Origin of the sequence: Mycolicibacterium thermoresistibile, from assembly GCF_900187065.1 — a bacterium.
Classification (GTDB): Bacteria; Actinomycetota; Actinomycetes; order Mycobacteriales; family Mycobacteriaceae; genus Mycobacterium; species Mycobacterium thermoresistibile.
On record NZ_LT906483.1, the window covers coordinates 1,388,429 to 1,407,509 of the forward strand.

A 19,081-nucleotide genomic window follows, 5' to 3' on the forward strand; every position below is an offset into this window, starting at 1 on the left:
GTGAGCGGGATCTCCCGTCCGCGGCTGGTGTTCGAGCGGTGGACCGATCCGGCCGCAGGCGAACTGCTCGGCGCCGCGGACATCGAACTGGTGCGGCTGGACCTGACCGCCGACCCCGCCGACGGGTGGGCGGCACTGGAGTCGGCGCACGGATATCAGGTCGCGACCCGCACCGACGTGGCGTCGATGGCCGACGGCGGGCAGTGGCTGGCCGACCGGAACCTGGTGCGGCGGTGCGGGTTGCTCCTGGCGGTGTGTTCGGCCGGGGCCGGTTATGACGTGATCGACGTGGACGCCTGCACCGAGGCCGGAATCGCGGTGTGCAACAACTCCGGCCCCGGTGCGGAGGCGGTCGCCGAACACGCGCTGGGACTGATGCTCGATCTGGCCAAGAGGATCACCGTCGCCGACCGGATGCTGCGCCGCGGCGACCTCGGCGACCGGCTGGTGCTGCGCGGCAGCCAGCTGCAGCACAAGACCATGGGCATCGTCGGACTGGGCGCGATCGGCCGCCGCCTGGTCCAGCTGGTTGCTCCGTTCGGCATGAAGGTGCTGGCCTTCGATCCGTACGTCGACGAGAAGACCGCCGAAGCCCTCGGGGCTCGATCGGTGTCGTTGGAGGAGTTGCTGGGCTGCTCCGACTTCGTCCAGCTGACCTGTCCGCTCACCGCGGAGACCGAAGGGTTGATCGGGCGGGCGCAGTTCGCCGCGATGAAGCCGACCGCGTTCTTCGTCACGACCGCGCGGGGGCGGGTCCACGACGAGGCCGCGCTCTACGAGGCGCTGACGTGCGGGGAGATCGCCGGAGCCGGGCTCGATGTCTTCCACGACGAGCCGCCACGTGCGGACCATCCGCTGCTCACCTTGGACAATGTGGTGGCCACCCCGCACATCGCGGGTATCACGGCGGAGGCCGCACGCGACATCGCGGTGGCCACCGCCGACCAGTGGCAGACCATCTTCGCCGGCGGGGTTCCGCCCAGGCTGCTGAACCCCGAGGTGTGGCCGCGGTACAGCGCGCGGTTCGCGGAGATCTTCGGCTTCGCTCCGGAGCCGGTCAGCAGGACCCGGGAGAGGGAAGCGGTCGGCAGGTGAGTGGGTACGACACCATCGAATTCGAGGTCCGGGGCCACACCGCGTGTGTCACCCTGAATCGGCCCGACGTGCTCAACGCGATCAATGACGAGATGATCGCGGAGCTGGCTGAGGTCTACGCCGAGATCGAACGGTCCGAGAACATCTGGACGGTCATCATCACCGGCGCCGGACGGGCGCTGTGTGTCGGTGCGGATGTGAACAAGGCCGCCGACCACGACATGGAGAACGCGCCGGGCATCGACAATCAGGGCGAGCCGGTGCTGAGCTCGATGCGACAGTGGGACGCACCGCAGGAGGCCACCCCGCCGTGGCTGCAGATGACCAAACCGATCATCTGCGCGGTCAACGGCATCGCCTGCGGAGCGGGGCTGGATCTGATCACCACGGCCGACATCACGGTCGCCTCGGAGCGTGCGTCGCTGATGGACCCGCACGTCAGCATCGGCGTCACCTCCGGCCGGGAAGGAGTTCGGCTGGCGCGGATCCTGCCGCTGCCGGTGGCCATGCGGTTGATCCTGATGGGCAGGCACGACCGGCTCGACGCGCAGCGGGCCTACGATCTGGGCGTCTTCACCGAGGTCGTGGCCCACGACGCGTTGATGTCGCGGGCGTGGGAGATCGCCGAGATCGTCAACTCGAATGCGCCGCTGGCGGTACGCGGTTCACGGATGGCGGTGCGCAAAGGCCTCACTCTGCCGATCTACGAAGCCGAACTGCTCGCCGAGAACTACCGGATGAAGGTGGCACTGACCAAGGACGCCCTCGAGGGACCCCGTGCCTTCCTGGAGAAGCGCACACCGAACTGGCGGTGCCGGTGACCGCCCGCGCGCACCGACCACTCCGGAGAGTGACATGCAGGGACGAGTCGAATTCGACGTGATCCGTCAGACGCCCACCCTGGCGCATTACCGCCGGGACCGGGTGCCCGCCGCCGGGCTCGGACCGGCCGGAAGCTGGGTGGGGGCGGTCGTCAGCGACGCCGGCGGCCGGCAGTACCGGGGTGTGCGCGGGTGCGACGACTTCGTCACCGGGATGACGACGCATGTGGTGTCACCGATCTGCGGCTTCCGCGCACTTCCGGACCGGCTGGACCTGCCCGCGCCGCACCTGTTCGCGGAGTACTCGACGCTCGACTGGTTCGAACCGATGCGATACCACGACACCGGCGCCGCCGTGGCGCTGAGTTTCACCGCCACGAACTGATTCTCCTCACCGGCACCGTCTCGACGGGCCGGGACGGCGTGCCGTTCGGTCCGGGCTATCAGGTCAGGAAAGGGGTCACGACCGTGCACACCGATGTGGGTGGTGCAACCCGGGTTCCGACTCCTACACGTTCTCGTTCTCTGCCGGCGGCAGTCCCGTCCACGTCTTCGGTCGGGTCACCGGCGCGTCGGCGGAACCCGAGCCGGTCCGGAGCTGGTGCTGGGTGGAATACGCCGGTGCGCAGATGACCCCCGAGGTGTTGGACGCGGCCACCGCGATGTCCGCACTGGCCCGCGGGTGCTGACGGTCACATCAATCCGAAGAAAGCATTCCGAAGAAACGTTTCGCATTGGTGCACAACACCTTCCGCTTTGTCTCCTGATCCAGCCCCGCGGTGGCCTTGTTGGCGACCTCCATACTTCTCGGCCAGTTCGTGTCGTTGTGCGGGTAGTCGGTCTCGAACATCAACTGATCCGGCCCGACCAGGTCGAGAATGCGGAACGCGACCGGGTCGCCGAAGGTGGAGAAGTACACCCGGCCGGGCACCTGGGTGCTCGGCGGATCGGTCAGCAGGGGATGGACGCCGCCCCAGCCGCGACGGTCGTGCCAGACCTCGTCGACCCGTTGCAGGTAGTACGGGATCCAGCCGGCCTGAGCCTCGGCGAAGGCGATCTTGAGGTTGGGGAACTGGATCAGTTTGGCCGAGAACAGCCAGTCGACCAGGGCGATGGTGCAGTTGACGGCCATCAGCGCGCTGGTGACGACGTGCGGGGCGTCCGGCGAGGATTTGGTCAGCGAGGAACTGGACCCGATGTGCAGCATGATGCCGACCTCGTTGCGCTCGCAGGCGGCGAAGAACGGATCCCAGTACCCGCTGTGGATGGACGGCAGGTCCAGCCGGGAGGGCAACTCGGAGAAGCAGACGGCGCGCATGCCCTTGGCGGCCACCCGTTCGATCTCCTTGACGGCCAGGTCGACGTCCCACAGGGGGATGATGCCCAGCGGTATCAGCCGGCCGTTGCTGCTTCCGGCCCATTCGTCGATCTGAAAATCGTTGTAGGCCTCGACGCACAGCCGGGCGAGTTCCTTGTCCTTGGCGTACAGGAAGCGCTGGCCGCAGAATCGGACCAGGGTGTTGGGGAAGCACGCGGAGGCTTCGATACCGGCGATGTCCATGTCGGCGAGCCGATCGGCCGGGCGATAGCAGCCCGGGCGCATCTCGTCGTAGGTGATCGGATCGGTGGTCAGTTCATCGATCTCGTACCCGGCTGCGGCGCTGATGAGCGGGATCGGGATCACCGCGTCCTCGTAATGCCAGATGTCCGCGTCCCTGCCGTCCTCGTCCTCGATGAACGCCACGTCGGTGGTCACGGTCGGATCCATCCGCCCCCGGAGCCGGACGATCCGCGGTCCGACGTCGCGGTAGCGCGCCGGCAGCCGGCTGGTCCACAGATCGGCGGGCTCCACCAGGTGGTCGTCCGGAGAGACGATTCGGATATCTGGGCTCGACACCGCACTGCTCAACGCTGCGCTCCTTCCGGCCTGGAGACGGCGGCCCGCCACACGGACCCCACCACGCAGACCCGTCACGGACCCCGGCACACGGACCCCGACATACGAACGGAGAAATTCCCGAAAATGAGAATGTTCATTTCCAGTGTACGTCATGGAGGCGGCGCGTGAGGGGGACTCGCGGCCGAGCCGGGCCGGTGAGAATAACGGTTTACGATGGGGGCATGAACCGAACCAACGGCGACGAGCAGAACCTCGCGGTCGTCGAGGGCCTCGACGACTCCCCGATCGAGTTGTCGGCCAAGTGGCAGGAACGCACCCTCGAGCGGCGGTTGAGCAACGCGCGGGCCCGGGCGCTGGCCCGCAGCTCCCGGTTCCTCGCCACCGCACTCGAGCTGGTGCAGGAGTCCGGGCGGGCCGACTTCACCATCCAGACGCTCATCGACCGGTCGAACCTGAGCCTGCGAGCGTTCTACCAGCACTTCGCGGGTAAGGAAGAGCTGCTGCTCGCGCTGTACGAGAACATCACCAGCCAGTTCACCGAGGACATCCGGCAGGAGGTCGCGGCAGCCGACGGCCCGATGGAGCAACTCGAGGCGTTCTGCCGGGGGTTCTTGTCCCGTGCGGAGTCCTCCCAGAAGGTCGGCGGCCGGGTGGCGACGATCTACAACCTGGCCCTGGAGATCGAGCGGCCCGCCGACTTCGCCAAGGTGTGGGAGCCGCAGCAGAAGCTGCTCACGAAGATCCTCACCGCCTGCTCGAAGGCGGGTCTGGTGCGCACCGATCTCACCCCGGCGCAACTGACCACCCTGCTGAACTCGACCCTGACGGCCCTCGCACAGATCGGCGTCTTCGGCGGGGACACCCGCGGGGCGGAATTGACCGAGGACGACATGTGGGCCTGGTGCAAGCAGGCCGTGAGTCCGCCCGCGCAGGCCGAGAAGCCCAAGGCGGCCAGGTCGAAAACGGCCGCGGGTTCGCGGTCCCGGTCCGGTTCGACCGCCCGGGCCGCCGGGGGTCGGCGGGCGAAGGGTTAACGGGGTAAACCCAGACCCCGCTGGGCGATGATGTTGCGCTGAACCTCACTGGTACCCGCGTAGATCGTGGTGCCCAGGGAGAAGCGCATCAGGTACTCGAACCGCCCCTGTTCGACGGCGGTGGGTTCGAGCCGGCTGCGCAGGGCGTCCGGGCCGACCATCTCGTTGACGTCCTGGGCGGCGCGGACCAGTGCCTCCGTGCTGAACAGCTTGGACATCGGCCCCTCGGCCACCGGGGTCTGACCCTGTTCGGTCATCCACACGCAGCGCCGCTGCAGCAGCGTCGCGACCTCGAGTTCGATCGCGATGCGCGACAACCGCCGCCGCACATCGGTGTCGCAGATCCGCGCGGTGCCGGACGGATCGGTGGTGTCGCGGGCCCAGTGCTCGGCGTGGTCGAGCAGACGCGCGAGGTGCGGACCCCATCCGGAGGAGTGTTCGTCCTGCAGCGCCAGGCCCAGCACGGCCCAGCCCCCGTCGACCTCGCCGATGCGGTACACGTCGCTCACCCGGACATCGCTGTAGAAGGTGATGTTGGTGCGTTCCCCGGACAGCGTCCACACCGCCTGCGCCTCGACTCCCGGGCTGTCCAGCGGCACCAGGAACATCGTCAAGCCCTTGTGCTTCGGCTTCTCCGGGTTGGTGCGAGCCAACAGGAACACGTAGTCGGCGATGTGTCCGTTGGTGGTGAACATCTTGGAGCCGTTGATGATCCACTCGTCACCGGATCGCACCGCACGGGTTCTGGCCGCGGCCACGTCCGAGCCGCACTCGGGTTCGGTGAAACCGAGCGCGATCGTCAATTCGGCGGCCATCGCCTTCGGAATGATCCGCTGCTTCAGTTCGGGTGAACCGGTCTTGTCGATCACCCCGGCGACCATCCGGGTGGTCTCGGAGAGGTAGACCGGGGCGTCGGCGTACATCAGCTCGTCCTGCAACAGCTGCCATTCCAGTGGCCGGCGGTCCGGGGCGAGCAGGTCCCGGGCGACCAGTCCGCGGGCGAAGTCGTCGTCGTGTGCCACCCCGCTGCGGTAGAGGCGCTCCTCCAACTCCGCGGTCAGCGTCTCCTCCAGGTGCGCCCGCACCGCTTTGCGGAACGCCTGCACCTCGTCGTCGAGTTGAAAGTGCACGGCTCTGAATGCTCCTCACGCCGGCGACCGGAACCGGGACAGCTTGCGGAAATGCTACTCTCAATTCGGAGAGTGTACATATTCACCCGGATCGGTTGACCATATGGACCTGAGCCTGTCCGGCGAGCAGCGTCAGCTCGTCGAGGCGTTCATGACGTTGTACGGCCGGATGTGCGGCCCGGAGCGGGTGCGTGCGGCCGAACCGCTCGGTTTCGATGCGGAGCTGTGGCGCGCCCTGGTGGACACCGGTGCCGTGGAGATGGCGGTCGGCGAGGCCGACGGCGGCGCGGGCGACCTCGAACTCGCGCTGATCGCCGAGCAGCACGGCAGGGCGGTCGCGCCGGCGCCGCTCATCGAGACACAGGTCGCGGCAAAGGTTCTGGCCCGGTGTGGTTCGGACCTGCTCCCGGCGGCGGTGTCGGGTGAGCGGATGGTCACGTTCGCGCCCCGCCCCGCGCGGACCGGCTGCGCCACACTGGTGCCCGCCGGAGCGGTCGCCGATGTGGCGATCGTGTTGCACGACGACCGGTTGCTCGCCGTTCCGGCCGGTGGTATGCGGCAGGTGGCCAACCTGGGCTCGATGCCACTGGCCGACATCCCGATCGGTGCGGACGCCACCACCCTGGCAGCGGGGGAGACCGCCCGCACCGTGCATGCCGACGCCGTCGACCGGTGGTTGGTGCTCACCGCGCTGGCGCTGGTGGGGATCGCCGCCCGGGCCGTGGAGATGGGTGCCGACTACGCCAAACAGCGCGAGGCTTTCGGGGCGCCGATCGGGACCTTCCAGGGGGTGGCGCATCCGCTGGCCGACAGCGCCACCGCGGTCGACGGGGCACGGCTGCTGGGGTACCGGGCGGCCTGCGCGGTCACCGACGAACCGGACCGGGCAGCCGAACTGGCGGCGATGGCATTCGTCTTCGCCTATGAGACCGCCCGCGACGCGACGCTGCGCAGCCTGCACATCCACGGCGGCTACGGGTTCGGGATGGAACACGACATCCAGCTGTACTACCGGCGTGCGCGGGGTTGGGCGATGGTCTACGCCGAACCGGCCGCCGTCCTGGACCGGGTGGCCGATGCTCGCTACGGCCCGGTCCCGGCCCGCTGATCTCCCTGCCGGGCATCCGCAAAGTGACCTGAAATCCGCTGGAACAGGTCACTTTGCGGCTGCTCACGAAACGGAGAGCACCGCGAAGCTCAAGGTCGCCCTGGCCGCATGCCGGTCGGCGCCCACGTCGACGACGTCCACGGCCACCACGATCGAGCGGCGTCCGGCCCGCACCAGGGTGGCGGTGGCCCGCGCCGGGCCCCGCATGATCGGCGCGAGGTAGTGGACGGTCATGTCGGCGGTGGCGGCCGCCGCGAGGTCGCCGGCGTACTTCACCGCCAGCCGGCCGGCCGCGATGTCGATCAGCGTCGCGACCAGCCCGCCCTGCAGGGCCCCGCGGATATTGGTCAGGTCCGGGCGGTTGTGCAGGTCGATGACCACCCTCTCGTCGGAGTCGACCACGTCGAAGAACGGCAGCTTGCCGAACAGGTGGTCGCGGGTCGTGGTCATCGGCCGCGGTGCGGCCACCTCGGTGTTGTCGGTCACGACGGATGATTATCCGTCAGCACGCACTTTGTCCTTGACCGAGACCACGATGGGTGGGGCGGTGCGCCAGTTCGGGACGCCGTGCTCCTCACCCGCGCGGGGCACCTTGTCCTCGCGCACCTCGGCCCAGTGCGAGTGGTTGAGCTGGTGCAGTGAGAAGCACGCCTGCAGCGAGTTGTAGAAGCCCATGTTGTCCATGGTCTGGTTCACCGACTCCTTGATCAGCAGCGCGGCCATCGTCGGCACCTGGGCGATCCGCCGTGCCATCTCCAGCGTCCGCTCGGCCAACTCCTCGCGCTTGAACACCTTGCTGACCATGCCGAGCTGATACGCCTCGTGAATGTCGATGGCGTCGCCGGTGAGCATCAGTTCCTTGGTCTTGCGCGGCCCGAATTCCCAAGGGTGACCGAAGTATTCCATCCCACACATGCCCAGCCGGGTGCCGACGACATCGGCGAAGCGGACCTCTTCGCTGCCGACGATCAGGTCGCACGCCCACATCAGCATCAGCCCCGCCGAGAACACGTCGCCGTGTACCTGCGCGATGGTGATCTTGCGCAGATTGCGCCACCGCAGGGTGTTCTGGAAGAAGTAGTGCCACTCCTGCAACATCCGGCTCTCGGCACCGTCGCGGGTGCCGCCGGTGATCTTCATGGTCGGATGCTGGTCGGGGCCGGGCCGGTACTCCGCCTTGGCCACCGCGGAGCCGATGTCGTGGCCGGAGGAGAACATCTTGCCCTCACCGGCGAGGATCACCACCCGCACCTTGTCGTCGGCCTCGGCGCGGCCGAACGCGTCGTCGAGTTCGACCAGCATGCCCCGGTTCTGCGCGTTGCGTGCCTCGGGCCGGTTGAGCAGGATCCGCACGATCGTGCCGTCGTCGTGGCTCTCCCACATCAGGAACTTGTAGTCGCTCATGAGTCCTCCGGTCCGATAACAACGTTGTCTCAATGTGAGAAGCTATATTCTCATAAGGCCCTGCCGAAGGAGACGCGACGTGACAGCACCAGCTCTGGAGATCTGGGACGCCGACAACCACCTCTACGAACCCACCGACGCCTACACCCGCCACCTGCCCAAGCAGTATCGCGGCGCGATCCAGTGGATTCAGGTGGACGGGCTGACCAAGCTGATGATCAAGGGCCGGCTCACCGACACCATCCCGAACCCGACCTACGAGGTGGTGGCCTCACCCGGCGCGTGGGCCGACTACTTCCGCGGCATCAACCCCGAGGGCAAGAGCCTGCGCGAGCTGGCCAACCCGATCCGCTGCCCGGAGGAGTTCCGCCACGCCGAGCAGCGCCTGCGGCTGCTGGACGCCCAGGGCATCCAGGCCTGCGTGATGTTCCCGACCACCGGCGGCATGCTCGAGGAGCGGATGCTCGACGACATCGAGCTCACCCACGCCGTCGTGCACGCCTACAACGAATGGCTGCTCGAGGAGTGGACCTTCGACTACGCGGGCCGCATCTTCGCCACCCCGGTCATCACGCTGCCCGACGTCGACAAAGCCGTCGCCGAACTGAACTGGTGCGTGGAGAACGGCGCCCGCGCGGTGCTGGTCAACCCGCGCCCGGTGGCCACGATCACCGGTCACACCACGTCGATGGGCCAGCCCTATTTCGATCCGTTCTGGCACCGCGTCGAACAGCTCGGCATCCCGGTGCTCATGCACGCCTGCGACTCCGGCTACGACCGCTACAGCCGTGACTGGGAGGGCAAGGGCGGCGAGTACACCCCGTTCAAACCCGACGCGTTCCGCACCATCGTCTACGAGGACGCCCGGTCCATCCTCGACACCTGCGCCGCGCTGGTCGCCCACGGCGTGTTCACCCGCCATCCCGGCGTGCGGGTCGGAGTCGTCGAGAACGGCGGCGCCTGGGTGCCGCGCCTGATCGACCTGTTCGAGCGGGTGTACAAGAAGATGCCGAACGAGTTCGGCGCACACCCGGTCGAACAGTTCCGGGAACACGTGTGGGTCAATCCGTTCCACGAGGAGGACCTGTCCGGGCTGATCGATCTGATCGGCGCCGACCGGGTGCTGTTCGGCTCGGACTTCCCGCATCCGGAGGGTCTGGCCGAACCGGCGAAGCTGACTCCCGAGATCGCCGAACTGCCCGAACCCACCATCGAAGCGGTGATGGGCGGAAATCTGCGCGAGCTGCTCACGGCGGTGCCCCATGGCCGCTGAAACAACCGATCGGACGGCCATGAGCGCACAGCGGACGTTCCGAGTGATCCTGTGGGGCCCCGGTCAGGTCGGGGTCGGCGCCCTGCGGGCGGTGATCGCCCACCCCGGTCTGGAGCTCGTCGGACTCGTCGTGCACAGTCCGGCCAAACACGGCAAGGACGCCGGCGCCCTGTGCGGTATGCCGGAGACCGGCATCCTCGCGACGAACGACATCGATGCCGCCCTGGCGGTCGACGCCGACGTGGTGGCCTACTTCGCCTCCGGGGATTACCGGTACCGGGAGGCGGCCGAGGACATCGCCCGCTGTCTGCGGGCCGGCAAGAACGTCGTCACCACGTCACTGGTGCCGCTCTGCTATCCACCGGCAGCCGACGCCGAGACGGTGGACCTCATCGAGGCCGCGTGTGCGGAGGGGCGGACCACCTTCTTCAACAGCGGTGTCGATCCCGGCTGGGCCAACGACCTGATGGCGTTGACCATGACCGGTTTCAGCAGCCGCGTCGACACCATCACGATGCTCGAGATCCTCGACTACGCGCCGATAAACCAGCCCGAGATCATGTTCGACTTCATGGGTTTCGGGCATCCGCCGGAGCACCCCGCGCCGTTGTTCGACCCGGAACGGCTGGCCGCGCTGTGGGCGCCGACGGTGCATCTGGTCGCCGACGGTGTGGGTCTGCCGCTGGACCGGGTCGAGACCACCATCGACAAGTGGCTGGCCACCGAGCGGTACCGGGTGGCCTCCGGTTGGATCGAGCCCGGCACGATGGGCGGGATGCGGTTCAAGCTCGCCGGCATCGTCGATGGTGAGCCCAGGGTGGTGCTCGAGCACATCACCCGGATGGGCGAGCACTCCGCGCCGGACTGGCCGCGGCATCCGTCGCCGCACGGCGGGTACCGGGTGGTCGTCGACGGGCTGCCGACCTACACCGTCGACATCGAGATGCACGGGCGGGGCAACAACATGCGCGGTCTGACCTATGCGACGGTGATGCGGGAACTCAACGCGATCCCGGCCGTCGTCGCCGCGCCTCCGGGGCTGCTGTCCACCCTCGACCTACCGCTGGTGACGGGTCCGGTCCGCGGCGGTCGGTGGACCGGCACGCTGCCGCCGACGACCCGGCGATGACCTCGCCGGACCTGTGGACGGTGCTGCGCACCGCCTCGGCGGTGCGCAGGTACCGGGACGAGCCCGTCGACGACGTCGTCGTCGAGAGATGTCTGCGGGCCGCGAGCTGGGCGCCGTCCGGAGGCAATCAGCAGCCGTGGCGGTTCGTGGTGCTGAGGTCGCCCGAGGTGCGCGCGGTGATCACCGCCGCCGCGCGGCGCACCTGGGACGTGATGGCCGACTTCTACGGATTCGACAAACCGGGCACCGCAGATGACCCGAAATCACGTGTGCTGGGGGCGATGTACGAGCACATGCAGGTGGGTGGCGGTGCCCCGGTGTGTGTGCTGTTCTGCCTGCGGCCCCAGCGCGGTGCGTCCGATCTGCAGCAGGGCGGCTCGATCTTCCCCGCCGTGCAGAATTTCCTGCTCGCGGCCCGCGCTCAGGGGCTCGGCGCCGCGATCACGCTGTGGCACGATGCGTGTGAATCCGAATTGCGTTCGTTGGTGGGCATTCCCGACGATTGGCGAATCGCCACACTGGTCACGGCGGGATGGCCCCGGGGCGGACACCACCCGGTGCGCCGTAAGCCGGTGTGCGAGGTCGCCGCGGTGGACCGGTGGGATCAGGCGTGGGTCAGTCGAATGCGATGACGCCGCGGATGTTCTTGCCCGCGCGCAGGTCCCGCATCGCCTCGTTGATGTCGTCGAGCTTGTAGCGGTTCGTGATGAGCTCGTCCAGTTTGAGCGTGCCCGCCTCGTACATCGACAGCAGTTTCGGCATGGCGTCCCGGGGGTTCATCTCCCCGTAGAGCACACCCTTGAGCGTCTTGCACGAGCTGACCATGTCGGGCAGGCTCAACGGCACGTTCAGGTCGGACACCTTCGCCATCCCGGTGAGCACGCAGGTGCCGCCCTTGCGAAGCAGCATCATGGCCGCCATCACCATGTCGGGCGGAACGACGCCCGGGGTGAGCACCACCCGGTCGGCCATCACCCCCCAGGTGATGTCCTTGACCAGGTCCAGGGCGGCGCCGATGTCCGCGACGGCGTGTGTGGCGCCGAAGGTCGGCGCGATCTCGCGCTTGAACTCCACCGGATCCACCGCGACGATGTGCTTGGCGCCGGCGGTTCTCGCGCCCTGCACGGCGTTCATGCCGATACCGCCCACCCCCACCACCACGACGGTGTCGCCGGGCTGGGTGCCCGCGGCCACCGACCCGGAACCGAAACCGGTGGTGACGCCGCAGGACACCAGCGAGGCTGCGGCCAGCGGAATCCAGTCGTGCACCTTGACCAGCGAACGTTCCGAGGCGACCACGTACTCGGCGAACGTGCCCACCTGCATCATCGCCATCAGATCCCGGTCACCGTCCGGGTCGGGCAGGTGCCGTCGCGCGGTGCCGTCCGTGGTCATCCTCTTGCTGTACAGATCGGCGCCGACATCGCAGAGGTAGGTGTGGCCGGAGGCGCACCAGCGGCAACTCCCGCATGCGGGAAGGAATGAGACCGCCACGTGGTCACCGGGTTTGAGGGTTCGGACCTCGGGTCCCACGTCCTCGACCACCCCCGCGCCCTCATGGCCGCCGAGCATCGGAAACCATTCGGGAACCGGCACGCCGGAGGCCCGCATCATCTCCTCCATCTCCTTGCTCGGCACGCTGTCACCGGTGTAGAAGTGCTCGTCGGAGTGGCAGATCCCGGCATAGGCCATCTTCACCAGGACCTCGCCGGCGCGTGGCGGGTCCAACTCGATCTCGGTGACCTCCCAGTCGACCCCGACACCACGCAGCACCGCGGCCTTGGTTCTCATCGGCAACTCCTCATCTCAGGTCGTCCACCGCGCTCGACGGTCGCGGCGCGAGTGTCAGGTGGGGGATGAAACTGCTCTTGCCGCAACGGAGGATCGCGTCGACGGTCTGCACCAGATGGTCGGCCTCCACCAGGCCGCCCTGCATGTAGCCGTGCTCCATCCAGAAGTTCACCGCGTCGTCGAACGCCGCCGGGTCCCAGGACTTGTTGAACTCGGTCTGGGAATCTCCGGTGCCGCCGAGACTGTCGCCGACGGCGAGGCGGGTGAAACCGATCTCGGGATGTTCGACCCGCCATGCCTCGACCAACTTGTCCAGCGCGGCCTTGGTGACGGCGTAGGAACCCAGGCGGGGCCAGGGTGTGGTGTACGACGCGCTGAGCGAGGACAGGTAGACCGCCGATCCGCCGGCCGCGCTCAGATGGGGTGCGGCCGCGGCGGTGATCAGCGCCGCGCCGGTGACGTTGGTGGCGAACAACTGCGCCCACTGATCGGCGGTCATCTCGACCAGCGGGGACAGGATGCCCATGCCGGTGGTGTAGACCAGCGCGTCGAGCCGGCCGAGCGCATCGACGACCTCCGACATCGCCCGTCGACAGGACCCTTGGTCGGTGACATCGCACACCACCGGTACCGCACCGTTACCGGCTTCGCGCGCGGCGTCGGCCAGCCGCTCGCGTCGCCGGGCCAACATGGCCACCTGTGCCCCGCGCTCGGACAGCCCGACCCCGATGCAGCGGCCGAGCCCGGCCGACGCACCGACGACCGCGACCCGCAGTGGCCGGTCAGGTTCGGACATGGCGGAGCGCCTCCTGTCGATCCACGGTGAGAGTGACGTTAGCAGGAATCGGTGAATCAACCTTTCCATTTTCGGAAACGAATGTTTCCGGTGCGCTCAACGCGAACGGCTGCGCCGGCGGGTGAGGGCGTTCAGCAGGGTGTCCAACACGGCCTCCGCATCGGACCGGGCCCGCTCCGGGTCGGTCGAGTGGGCGATGAGCAGCGAGGCCTCCTCGACGGCCGACACGAGCATGTGGGTGAGCGCGGTGACCGGTTGCTCCTCGATGCTTCCGTCCGCGATCGCGCGACGCAGGATCTGCTGAATCATCGCCAGGCTGCTGCGCTCTTCGATCGATCGCAATGTCTGCCAGCCCAGCACGACCGGCCCGTCGATGAGGATGATGCGTTGCACCTCCGGTTCCGCGGCGGCGTCGAGGAAGCCGTGCAGACCCCGGGTGAGGCGTTCCCAGGAATCGCTGCCCTCGGGCGGTGAGGCGATCGAGCGCAGGGTCAGATCCTGCTCCACATCCTCGAACACGGCGCGGAACAACGCCGCCTTGTCGGGGAAGTGGTGGTAGAAGGCGCCGCGGGTGCCGACCCCGGACCGTTCTACGAGGTCGCCCACGCTGGTGTGGAAATAGCCGGGGTCGACGAACAGGGCCCGGCCGGCGTCGATGAGGTCGCGTCGGGTCTGATCGCCGCGGGCGCGCCGGTCCTCGACTCGGCCGCCACGTTTCGACATAGCGGTGATCCTAGCAACATTCATGATGTAGGTTGCGCGTATGGCAGCAGGAGGTACGCGCGCATACGGATCCGTGGCGCCTCTGAAAGTGGGTCTGCTCAACGACTATCCGACCCGGGCCGCATCCGAGGACAACACGGTGGACGCCCTGCGGCTGGTCGTGGACGAAGCCGTCGACGCGGGGGTGCTGGACCGGCCGGTCGAGTTCGTCCGCCGCGATGTCATCGGCCTGCCCAACGGTGAGTACAAGGCGGTCCAGCGGGCCTTCGACGAACTCGTCGAGGCGGGGTGCCTGGTGATCTTCGGGCCGTATGTCTCGGACAACGCGGTGCCGCTGTGCGCACATGTGGAGCGCACCGCGGAGGTGCCCATCATCGTGTTGTCGGGGTCGGAGGGCGCGTTGGGGGAGTGGTGCTTCGCGCTGAACAACGGTTCGATGCCGGAGGAGCCGCGGATGCTGGCCGCGATCCTGCGCGGGGACGGGCACCGGCGGATCGGGATCGCGTGGGAGTCCTCGCTGATCGGCAAGGAGTACCTGGGGTACGCCGAGCGGGCCTACGCGGAAGCGGGTCTGGATCTGGTGGCCACGGTGCCCATACCCCAGGTGGAGGCCGGCAAGGCGGCCGCCGTGGCGGCGCTGCGGGAGGCCGATCCCCAGGCCGTGGTGCACGTCGGCTTCGGGCACGGACTGTGGGGATTCAACGACGCGCTGAGGGCCGCCGGGTGGGATCCGCCCCGCTACACCACGACCGCGTTCGAGATGGCCCACATCGACGACGAGTGGATGCGCCAACTCGCCGGGTGGATCGGGCTGGACAGTTACGACGAGCGCAACCCGGTGGGGCAGGCCTTCCTCGACCGTTTCGAGGCTCGATACGGCCGCCGTCCGGCCTATTTCATGCCGTGCCTGTGCCATGACGTGGCGACCGTGATCGTGCGCGGGCTGGCCGGTGCCCGCCCGCTGACCGGGGCCGGGGTCAGAGAGGCCATCGAGGACATCAAGTTCGTGCCCAGCGCGAGTGGGGCGCCCGGGACCTGTCTGCGATTCGGTCGCCACATCCGGCAGGGCTGGATGGGGGTGGACTACCTCGTCGCGCGCCGGGTGTTGCCCGACGCCAGCGCTCACGTGTTTCATGCCGCGCCGAGCCGGTACATCTCATTGATCGGCCGGTCGTTCGCCGGCTAGCGCAACAGTGCTCACTCGGGAGGAGTCGTCGATGGTGGAGCCGACAGGGGTAAAGGACCCGGATCAGAGCATCCGGGAGGCACAGGCGAGGTTCAACACCGGCATGGGCGCCGACGGCGACGCCTCGCCCTATCCGCTGTTGCGGGAACTGCGCGCGCAGGGTGCCGTGCACGCCGGCTGGCCCGAGATGGGCATGTTCGGCAACTCCGGCGACGGACCGCCCACGTTCACCGCCTACACCTTCGACACCGTCAAGGCGATCCTCACCGACAACGTGACGTTCAGCACGCGCTGTTACGCCGATGTGGTCCGGCCGCTGCAGGGGCCGACGATCCTGGAGATGCAGGAGCCCGAGCACGCCGTCTACCGCAGGCTGCACGAGTTCGCCTTCGCCCGGTCGTCGATGAAGCGCTGGGACGCCGAACTGGTCGGGCCGCTCGTGGCCAGGACCATTCGGAAGTTCAAGGATGCCAAGCGGATCGACCTGGTGTCCGCAGTGTTCATGCCCATCCCGGTGCGGGTGATCGCCGCCCTGCTCGGGCTTCCGGAGACCGACGTCCCGGCGTTTCACCGCCTGGCCATCGACCTCCTCGGGTTCCGTGCCGACATGGACCGCGCCCTGAAGGCATCGGCGGAGATGAAGGAGTACTTCGTCGAGATCCTGGCCGACAAGCGCCGCACGCCCGGAGACGACATGGTCTCGATCCTGGCCGGCGCCGAGATCGACGGCGCGCGTATGTCCGACGAACAGATCTACGGCTTCATGCGCAATCTGCTGCCGGCCGGAGCGGAGACCACCGCGCGCTCCACCGCGAGCCTGGCGCTGGGTCTGCTCACCCATCCCCGGCAACTGGACGCGGTGCGGGCCGACCGCAGCCTGTTGCCGCAGGCGATCGAGGAGGGGATCCGTTGGGAGACACCGCTGCTGAACTTCATGCGCGCGGTCACCCGCGACACCGAGATCGGCGGGGTGCAGGTGCCCCAGGGTGCGACGATGATGCTGAACCTGGGTAGTGCGAACCACGACGAGACCCGCTGGGACGACCCGGAGTCGTTCGACATCTTCCGGGAACGCAAACCCCACATCGGGTTCGGGCACGGCGCGCATGTGTGCCTGGGAATGCATCTGGCGCGGCTGGAGACCACGAAGATCTTCAACGCGCTGTTCGACGAACTGCCGAACCTGCGATTGGATCCGGATGCGCCGGAACCCTATGTGTCGGGGTTGATGTTCCGCTCGCCACCCCGGTTGGACGTGATCTGGGACTGATGCGGTGTCCGCGGGGACAGGTGCACGATCTCGGGCACCACCGACGGATTTGCCCGCGCGACCGCGATGAACGACAGCATCGTGTTGGCGACGTCGTCGACCGCGGACATCGTCGCCGGAATCTGCCCCTGCTGGGCCCAGGAGCGGTACAACTCACCGAGCAGGTCCCGGTCGGCGCCGCGCAGGATCTCGGTGTCCTGCGTCGGTCCCACACTGACCCGGATCACCGGAAGGTCGGGGTGTTCGGTCCGCCACGACCGCATCATCTCGTCCAGTGCGGCCTTGCTCGCGTTGTAGGCGGACACCCCCATCCGCGGGCGGCCGACATCGTGGCTGGAGGCGACCACGATCACGGCGTCGTCGGCGAGGTGGGGCAGGGCGGCGCGTAGAACATGGGTGGCCCCGACCGCGTTCACGGCGTAGGCGTGCAGCCAGGTCGTGACGTCGGTGTGATCGACCAGGGCGAAGGGCACCGTCGCGGTGGTGAACACGATGGCGTCGAGTCGGCCGAACCGCTCGGCGGTCGCCTCGATGACCCGCTCGATCGCGCGCGGATCGGCGACGTCGAGTTCATGGGCCGAGCCGTCCAATTGCTCTGCGAGCTTCTCGAGCAGCTCGATGCGGCGGGCGGCCAGGGCCACCCGCGCGCCGCGGGTGTGCGCGGCCGCCGCCAGCGCCTGTCCGATGCCCGACGATGCACCCACCACGAGCAGGCGGAGGCCGTCGATGTTCGAATGCCGATCAGTCATCCGGTGTCCTCCGCTGTGGTGCTTACAGATCCGCCGTGGCCTGCTGCCGGAGCCTGGCGCTCAACTGTTCGGCGAGCTCGGATCGCACGATCTTGCCGGTGTCGGTGAAGGGCAGGTCCGCCTTGTCGGCGACCCAGATGTGTCTGGGAATCTTGTAGGCCGACAGCATCGTCCGCAGTCCGTCCCGCAACGCCGCGGCGTCGAGCTCATGTCCGCGTCCGGGGACCGCCGCCGCCGCGACCACCGTCGCCCCGTGGGGGTCTCGCGCGCCGACGACGTATGCCTCGAGCACACCGGGAAGCTCGCACAGCGCCGACTCCACCTCGGCGGGCGTGACATTCGTCCCCGACCCCGTCTTGATCAGGTCGCCGAGCCTGCCGGTGAACCGGATCCAGCCGTCGGCGTCGGCGGCGCCGCAGTCACCGGTGCGGTAATAGCCGTCCTCGGTGAAGACGTCCTCCCGTTCGCGCTTGTGCAGCCGCTGCATCAGCGAATAGCCGCGCACCCAGATCTCTCCGGTCTGCCCCGTCGGAACCGGTTCTCCGGTCTCGGGGTCGGCGATGCGATGGGTCAGCCCGTCGATCGACGGACCCACGGTGTCGCGGCGGTGCGGCGGCTGCTCGGCGTAGGGATCGGCGCCCAGGTGGTTCCCGCACAGTTCGGTCATTCCCAGCGAATCACAGGCGACAGGTCGGCGGTCCGGCGGCACCATCGCGGGCATGCTGGTGCGCCGGACGGAGCTGAGATCGCGGATGGCGAAGTCGGGATGTTCGGACAGTGTCCTGCCCTGTTGCGGCCAGCCCAGGGTGATCGTCGCACGGTGGGTTTCGATGAGACGCAACGCGTCTGCGGGATCGAACGCCGGTTGGGTGACCAGGGTGGCGCCGTGGTGGACCACCGCGTGCAGGCCCGTGATCAGTCCGCCCACCCAGAAGAACGGCATCGACGTGAACAGCACGTCGCCGGGACGGACCACATAGACATGGGTGAGGTTGAAGCTGTGCCGGATGAGGGCACCGTGACTGTGCACCGCCCCCTTCGGATCTCCGGTGCTGCCCGAGGTGTAGATCACCGCGACGTCATCGGCGGGGGTGACGCACGCCTCGACCGCGGTCAGATGCCCGGCGTCGACCCCTGGCACGTCCCCGGGCGCGTCACCGAGCGCATCGTCGGCCACCGGGGTCGCCCACCTCCGGTCGGGGGATCCCCACACCGCGACGGTGCGCAGGAACGGCGCCCCGCGGACGGCGATCCGTCCGCAGCGCTGTCGGTCCAGTCCGGGCAGCGCCTCCTCGAGGCGGGCCAGGAAATCGTTGGTGCCGAAGTCCGCCCAGGCGAGCACCGCACGCAGGTCCGCGTGGCGGACCGTCCAGGCCAGTTCGCGGGGTTTGGAGAAGGTGTTGATCGGCACCGCGACGGCGCCGATCCTGGTGACCGCGAACCAGGCGACAGCCCAGTCCACGCTGTTGGGCATCAGGATCCCGACATGATCGCCCTTACCGACACCGTGCCGCAGCAGCGACATCCCCAGCCGGGCCGACCGCCGGTTTAGGTCGGCATAGCTCAGCGTGCGGCCTCCGGCGATGAGGAAATCGGCCGATCCGAACCGCTCACCGCACCACCGCAGCAGCGCCGGCACGGTCGGTTCGATCGTCGGGAAGGGCATAGGCCG

The 19,081-nt window shown here is 68.3% G+C and carries 19 protein-coding genes; 10 read left to right on the forward strand and 9 right to left on the reverse strand.

Features of this window, described 5'->3' with window-relative positions:
• The 3 genes from CKW28_RS06435 to CKW28_RS24065 are packed head-to-tail and all read left to right on the forward strand — an operon-like array spanning position 1 to position 2,301.
• Positions 1-1,095, forward strand: a complete 1,095-nt coding sequence (locus tag CKW28_RS06435; protein ID WP_003927885.1) for a hydroxyacid dehydrogenase — start codon at positions 1-3, stop codon at positions 1,093-1,095.
• Positions 1,092-1,916: an enoyl-CoA hydratase/isomerase family protein gene (locus CKW28_RS06440; RefSeq protein ID WP_003927884.1), complete on the forward strand. Its 825-nt coding sequence runs from the start codon at positions 1,092-1,094 to the stop codon at positions 1,914-1,916. The genes CKW28_RS06435 and CKW28_RS06440 overlap by 4 nt, the downstream gene beginning before the upstream one ends.
• A 34-nt stretch (positions 1,917-1,950) precedes the next feature.
• Positions 1,951-2,301, forward strand: a complete 351-nt coding sequence (locus CKW28_RS24065) for a hypothetical protein (RefSeq protein ID WP_003927883.1) — start codon at positions 1,951-1,953, stop codon at positions 2,299-2,301.
• A 312-nt stretch (positions 2,302-2,613) separates the two neighbouring features.
• Here the strand turns inward: CKW28_RS24065 and CKW28_RS06450 are convergent, their stop codons facing one another.
• The gene (locus tag CKW28_RS06450) at positions 2,614-3,825 is read right to left on the reverse strand and encodes an amidohydrolase family protein (RefSeq protein ID WP_040548569.1); all 1,212 of its coding nucleotides are present in this window, start codon (positions 3,823-3,825) and stop codon (positions 2,614-2,616) included.
• A 212-nt stretch (positions 3,826-4,037) separates the two neighbouring features.
• On the opposite strand from CKW28_RS06450, the gene CKW28_RS06455 reads away from it, so the two are divergent.
• Positions 4,038-4,850, forward strand: coding sequence for a TetR/AcrR family transcriptional regulator (locus CKW28_RS06455; protein WP_003927881.1), 813 nt, complete (start codon positions 4,038-4,040; stop codon positions 4,848-4,850).
• On the opposite strand, the gene CKW28_RS06460 is transcribed toward CKW28_RS06455, so the two are convergent.
• Positions 4,847-5,980, reverse strand: a complete 1,134-nt coding sequence (locus tag CKW28_RS06460) for an acyl-CoA dehydrogenase family protein (protein ID WP_003927880.1) — start codon at positions 5,978-5,980, stop codon at positions 4,847-4,849. The two genes, CKW28_RS06455 and CKW28_RS06460, sit on opposite strands and share 4 nt — an antisense overlap.
• Before the next feature lie 103 nt (positions 5,981-6,083).
• Between CKW28_RS06460 and CKW28_RS06465 the strand changes: the two genes are divergently transcribed.
• Complete coding sequence (locus tag CKW28_RS06465; protein ID WP_003927879.1) at positions 6,084-7,088, forward strand: acyl-CoA dehydrogenase family protein; 1,005 nt, start codon at positions 6,084-6,086, stop codon at positions 7,086-7,088.
• 63 nt (positions 7,089-7,151) lie between these two features.
• Here the strand turns inward: CKW28_RS06465 and CKW28_RS06470 are convergent, their stop codons facing one another.
• Both CKW28_RS06470 and CKW28_RS06475 read right to left on the reverse strand, forming a co-directional pair.
• On the reverse strand, positions 7,152-7,538 hold the full coding sequence (locus CKW28_RS06470; RefSeq protein WP_040548660.1) for a PaaI family thioesterase: 387 nt from the start codon (positions 7,536-7,538) through the stop codon (positions 7,152-7,154).
• A gap of 45 nt (positions 7,539-7,583) precedes the next feature.
• The gene (locus tag CKW28_RS06475) at positions 7,584-8,492 is read right to left on the reverse strand and encodes an enoyl-CoA hydratase (protein WP_003927877.1); all 909 of its coding nucleotides are present in this window, start codon (positions 8,490-8,492) and stop codon (positions 7,584-7,586) included.
• A gap of 79 nt (positions 8,493-8,571) precedes the next feature.
• On the opposite strand from CKW28_RS06475, the gene CKW28_RS06480 reads away from it, so the two are divergent.
• From CKW28_RS06480 to CKW28_RS06490, 3 genes are read left to right on the forward strand one after another with little or no spacing between them, the layout of a single operon-like run.
• On the forward strand, positions 8,572-9,765 hold the full coding sequence (locus CKW28_RS06480; protein WP_003927876.1) for an amidohydrolase family protein: 1,194 nt from the start codon (positions 8,572-8,574) through the stop codon (positions 9,763-9,765).
• A 43-nt stretch (positions 9,766-9,808) separates the two neighbouring features.
• On the forward strand, positions 9,809-10,894 hold the full coding sequence (locus tag CKW28_RS06485; RefSeq protein WP_040548567.1) for an NAD(P)H-dependent amine dehydrogenase family protein: 1,086 nt from the start codon (positions 9,809-9,811) through the stop codon (positions 10,892-10,894).
• The gene (locus CKW28_RS06490) at positions 10,891-11,526 is read left to right on the forward strand and encodes a nitroreductase family protein (RefSeq protein WP_040548657.1); all 636 of its coding nucleotides are present in this window, start codon (positions 10,891-10,893) and stop codon (positions 11,524-11,526) included. The genes CKW28_RS06485 and CKW28_RS06490 overlap by 4 nt, the downstream gene beginning before the upstream one ends.
• Here CKW28_RS06490 and CKW28_RS06495 read toward each other — a convergent pair.
• The 3 genes from CKW28_RS06495 to CKW28_RS06505 form a co-directional block, all read right to left on the reverse strand.
• Positions 11,510-12,685, reverse strand: coding sequence for an NDMA-dependent alcohol dehydrogenase (locus tag CKW28_RS06495; RefSeq protein WP_003927873.1), 1,176 nt, complete (start codon positions 12,683-12,685; stop codon positions 11,510-11,512). The genes CKW28_RS06490 and CKW28_RS06495 overlap by 17 nt on opposite strands.
• 10 nt (positions 12,686-12,695) lie before the next feature.
• Positions 12,696-13,481 carry an SDR family oxidoreductase gene (locus CKW28_RS06500; protein WP_003927872.1) on the reverse strand — a complete coding sequence of 262 codons (786 nt, stop codon included), beginning with the start codon at positions 13,479-13,481 and terminating at the stop codon, positions 12,696-12,698.
• Positions 13,482-13,577: 96 nt separating this feature from the next.
• Positions 13,578-14,204 carry a TetR/AcrR family transcriptional regulator gene (locus CKW28_RS06505; RefSeq protein ID WP_003927871.1) on the reverse strand — a complete coding sequence of 209 codons (627 nt, stop codon included), beginning with the start codon at positions 14,202-14,204 and terminating at the stop codon, positions 13,578-13,580.
• A 40-nt stretch (positions 14,205-14,244) separates the two neighbouring features.
• On the opposite strand from CKW28_RS06505, the gene CKW28_RS06510 reads away from it, so the two are divergent.
• Together CKW28_RS06510 and CKW28_RS06515 are read left to right on the forward strand one after the other, a co-directional pair.
• Complete coding sequence (locus CKW28_RS06510; protein WP_040548565.1) at positions 14,245-15,390, forward strand: ABC transporter substrate-binding protein; 1,146 nt, start codon at positions 14,245-14,247, stop codon at positions 15,388-15,390.
• A gap of 31 nt (positions 15,391-15,421) precedes the next feature.
• Positions 15,422-16,660 carry a cytochrome P450 gene (locus tag CKW28_RS06515; protein ID WP_003927869.1) on the forward strand — a complete coding sequence of 413 codons (1,239 nt, stop codon included), beginning with the start codon at positions 15,422-15,424 and terminating at the stop codon, positions 16,658-16,660.
• On the opposite strand, the gene CKW28_RS06520 is transcribed toward CKW28_RS06515, so the two are convergent.
• Both CKW28_RS06520 and CKW28_RS06525 read right to left on the reverse strand, forming a co-directional pair.
• Positions 16,603-17,409 (reverse strand): SDR family oxidoreductase, encoded by an 807-nt coding sequence (locus tag CKW28_RS06520; RefSeq protein ID WP_050812103.1) that lies wholly within the window; start codon positions 17,407-17,409, stop codon positions 16,603-16,605. The two genes, CKW28_RS06515 and CKW28_RS06520, sit on opposite strands and share 58 nt — an antisense overlap.
• A gap of 22 nt (positions 17,410-17,431) precedes the next feature.
• The gene (locus CKW28_RS06525; RefSeq protein ID WP_003927867.1) at positions 17,432-19,075 is read right to left on the reverse strand and encodes a class I adenylate-forming enzyme family protein; all 1,644 of its coding nucleotides are present in this window, start codon (positions 19,073-19,075) and stop codon (positions 17,432-17,434) included.
• Between the last annotated feature and the right edge of the window lie 6 nt (positions 19,076-19,081).

What these genes read in the sequence shown, in the direction of transcription:
- CKW28_RS06455 (WP_003927881.1), top strand. Translation starts at nt 4,038, where the DNA reads ATGAACCGAACCAACGGCGACGAGCAGAACCTCGCGGTCGTCGAGGGC.
- CKW28_RS06520 (WP_050812103.1), bottom strand. Translation starts at nt 17,409, where the DNA reads ATGACTGATCGGCATTCGAACATCGACGGCCTCCGCCTGCTCGTGGTG.
- CKW28_RS06505 (WP_003927871.1), bottom strand. Translation starts at nt 14,204, where the DNA reads ATGTCGAAACGTGGCGGCCGAGTCGAGGACCGGCGCGCCCGCGGCGAT.
- CKW28_RS06470 (WP_040548660.1), bottom strand. Translation starts at nt 7,538, where the DNA reads ATGACCACGACCCGCGACCACCTGTTCGGCAAGCTGCCGTTCTTCGAC.
- CKW28_RS06465 (WP_003927879.1), top strand. Translation starts at nt 6,084, where the DNA reads ATGGACCTGAGCCTGTCCGGCGAGCAGCGTCAGCTCGTCGAGGCGTTC.
- CKW28_RS24065 (WP_003927883.1), top strand. Translation starts at nt 1,951, where the DNA reads ATGCAGGGACGAGTCGAATTCGACGTGATCCGTCAGACGCCCACCCTG.
- CKW28_RS06525 (WP_003927867.1), bottom strand. Translation starts at nt 19,075, where the DNA reads ATGCCCTTCCCGACGATCGAACCGACCGTGCCGGCGCTGCTGCGGTGG.
- CKW28_RS06475 (WP_003927877.1), bottom strand. Translation starts at nt 8,492, where the DNA reads ATGAGCGACTACAAGTTCCTGATGTGGGAGAGCCACGACGACGGCACG.
- CKW28_RS06510 (WP_040548565.1), top strand. Translation starts at nt 14,245, where the DNA reads ATGGCAGCAGGAGGTACGCGCGCATACGGATCCGTGGCGCCTCTGAAA.
- CKW28_RS06500 (WP_003927872.1), bottom strand. Translation starts at nt 13,481, where the DNA reads ATGTCCGAACCTGACCGGCCACTGCGGGTCGCGGTCGTCGGTGCGTCG.
- CKW28_RS06490 (WP_040548657.1), top strand. Translation starts at nt 10,891, where the DNA reads ATGACCTCGCCGGACCTGTGGACGGTGCTGCGCACCGCCTCGGCGGTG.
- CKW28_RS06495 (WP_003927873.1), bottom strand. Translation starts at nt 12,685, where the DNA reads ATGAGAACCAAGGCCGCGGTGCTGCGTGGTGTCGGGGTCGACTGGGAG.
- CKW28_RS06515 (WP_003927869.1), top strand. Translation starts at nt 15,422, where the DNA reads ATGGTGGAGCCGACAGGGGTAAAGGACCCGGATCAGAGCATCCGGGAG.